Source organism: Streptomyces apricus, assembly GCF_008369065.1.
Taxonomy (GTDB): Bacteria; Actinomycetota; Actinomycetes; order Streptomycetales; family Streptomycetaceae; genus Streptomyces; species Streptomyces apricus.
Window position 1 is genome coordinate 184,276 of the sequence record NZ_VDFC01000047.1, and the last position, 2,569, is coordinate 186,844.

At 74.1% G+C, this 2,569-nt stretch carries 3 protein-coding genes; all 3 read left to right on the forward strand.

The window, feature by feature from the left end:
- On the forward strand, positions 1 to 682 hold a 682-nt coding region (locus FGF04_RS27230), incomplete at its 5' end, for an EboA domain-containing protein (RefSeq protein WP_149514388.1).
- The gene (locus FGF04_RS27235) at positions 682 to 1,551 is read left to right on the forward strand and encodes a TatD family hydrolase (protein ID WP_149513997.1); all 870 of its coding nucleotides are present in this window, start codon (positions 682 to 684) and stop codon (positions 1,549 to 1,551) included. The genes FGF04_RS27230 and FGF04_RS27235, both read left to right, overlap by 1 nt.
- A gap of 3 nt (positions 1,552 to 1,554) precedes the next feature.
- A partial coding sequence (gene eboE / locus FGF04_RS27240) for a metabolite traffic protein EboE (RefSeq protein WP_149514389.1) occupies positions 1,555 to 2,569 on the forward strand: 1,015 nt, incomplete at its 3' end.

Sequence of the window (2,569 nt, forward strand, 5' to 3'; positions counted from 1 at the left end):
GGCGGACACCCCGCCCCTCCTCACCACCCTCCGCACCCGTCTGAACTCCGCCCTCGGCGGCGCCGCCCGCGCCTGGCTGGACCAGGCCCTCGACGAGGCGGCCGCCCACCCCGAGACCGACGGCCCCATCTCCGTGTGGGAGCTGCGGATCGCCGAGGCGGGACGCCGCTGCGGACCCGAACACGCGGAGGCGGCCCGCGTCCTGCTCCTGCACACGGCCGGGGCCGACGCCCCGGCCCTCGCCCGCGTCTACCGCCAGGGCACCGCCGACGAACGCCGCGCCGTCCTGGAGGCCCTGCCCCACCTCGTGGACGGCCCGGAGGCCCTGCCGATCGTCGAGGACGCCCTGCGCACCAACGACACCCGGCTGGTGGCCGCCGCCGTCGGCCCGTACGCCGCCCGGCACCTGGACGCCCACAACTGGCGGCACGCCGTCCTGAAGTGCCTGTTCACCGGCGTCCCCGTGGACTCCGTGGCCGACCTGCCCCGCCGTGCCCGCGCCGACGCCGAACTGGCCCGCATGCTCGACGACTACGCCGCCGAGCGCCGGGCCGCCGACCGCCCCGTCCCGCACGACCTGTACCGCGTCCTGGACCTCACCGGGCATCCGGCCACCCCCACCGGAACCGGTGCGCCGGACTCCGTGACCGACCCCACCGCCCCCGACGGCAAGGAGTCCTGATGCGCATCTTCGACCCCCACATCCACATGACGTCGCGCACCACCGACGACTACGAGGCCATGTACGCCGCCGGCGTCCGTGCCGTCGTCGAACCCGCCTTCTGGCTCGGCCAGCCCCGCACCTCCCCCGCCTCCTTCCTCGACTACTTCGACGCCCTCCTCGGCTGGGAGCCCTTCCGCGCGGCCCAGTACGGCATCGCCCACCACTGCACCATCGCGCTCAACCCCAAGGAGGCCAACGACCCGCGCTGCGTCCCCGTCCTCGACGAACTGCCCCGGTACCTCGTCAAGGACCACGTGGTGGCCGTCGGCGAGATCGGCTACGACTCGATGACGCCCGCCGAGGACACCGCCCTGGCCACGCAGCTCCAGCTCGCCGCCGACCACGGGCTGCCCGCGCTGGTCCACACGCCGCACCGCGACAAACTGGCGGGCCTGCGCCGCACCCTGGACGTGGTCCGGGAGTCCGCCCTGCCCGTGGAGCACGTCCTGATCGACCACCTCAACGAAACCACGGTCAAGGAGGCCAAGGACGGCGGCTGCTGGCTCGGCTTCTCCGTCTATCCGGACACCAAGATGGACGAGGAGCGGATGGTCGCGGTCCTGGAGGAGTACGGGCCGGAGAAGGTCCTGGTCAACTCCGCCGCCGACTGGGGGAAGAGCGATCCCCTCAAGACCCGCAAGGTCGCCGACGCGCTCCTGAAGGCCGGTTTCACCGAGGACGACGTCGACCGGGTGCTGTGGCGCAACCCCGTCGCCTTCTACGGCCTCAGCGGCCGCCTGGACCTCGACGTCGCCGGCACGGACGCCACCCACGAGGGCAACTCCATCCTCCGCGGCGTCCCGAAGACCGCGACCCCGGAGGCGTGAGCGATGCGCTTCCGGCACCCCGACGGCTCCACCGTCCACCTCGCCTACTGCACCAACGTGCACCCCGCCGAGACCCTGGACGGCGTCCGCGCCCAGCTCCGCGACCACTGCGAACCGGTACGCAAACGGCTCGGCCGCGACCGGCTCGGCATCGGCCTGTGGCTCGCCAAGGACGCCGCCCGCGCCCTCGTCACCGACCCGTCGGCCCTGCGCGCCCTGCGCACGGAGCTCGACCGCCGGGGCCTGGAGGTCGTCACCCTCAACGGCTTCCCGTACGAGGGGTTCGGCGCCGAGGAGGTCAAGTACCGCGTCTACAAGCCGGACTGGGCCGACCCCGAGCGGCTCGACCACACGGCCGCCCTCGCCCGCCTGCTCGCCGGGCTCCTGCCCGACGACGTCACCGAGGGGACCATCTCCACGCTCCCGCTCGCCTGGCGCACCGCGTACGACGACGTCCGCGCCGCCCGGGCCCACGCGGCCTTCCGCACCCTCGCCGAGCGTCTCGACGCGCTGGAGGAGCTGACCGGGCGCTCCATCCGCGTCGGCCTGGAACCCGAACCCGGCTGCACCGTCGAGACCACGGCCGACGCCATCGCCCCGCTCACCGCCATCGCCCACGACCGCATCGGCATCTGCGTCGACACCTGCCACCTCGCCACCTCCTTCGAAGACCCGCACACCGCCCTGGACCGGCTGGCCGCCGCCGGCGTCCCCGTCGTCAAGTCCCAGCTGTCGGCCGCCCTGCACGCCGAACACCCCCATCTCCCCGAAGTCCGCGAGGCCCTCGCCGCCTTCGACGAGCCCCGCTTCCTGCACCAGACCCGCACCCTCACCGCCGCCGGACTGCGCGGCACCGACGACCTCGGTGAGGCCGTCGGGCAGGACGCCCTGCCCGACGCCTCCCCGTGGCGCGCCCACTTCCACGTGCCGCTGCACGCGGCCCCCGCACCACCCCTCACCTCCACACTGCCCGTCCTCAAGGACACGCTGGCCCGGCTGGTCGGCGGCCCGAACCCGC

Bases quoted from the DNA above. Each gene is read 5' to 3' on its own strand.
- FGF04_RS27235 (WP_149513997.1), top strand. From the start codon at position 682: ATGCGCATCTTCGACCCCCACATCCACATGACGTCGCGCACCACCGAC.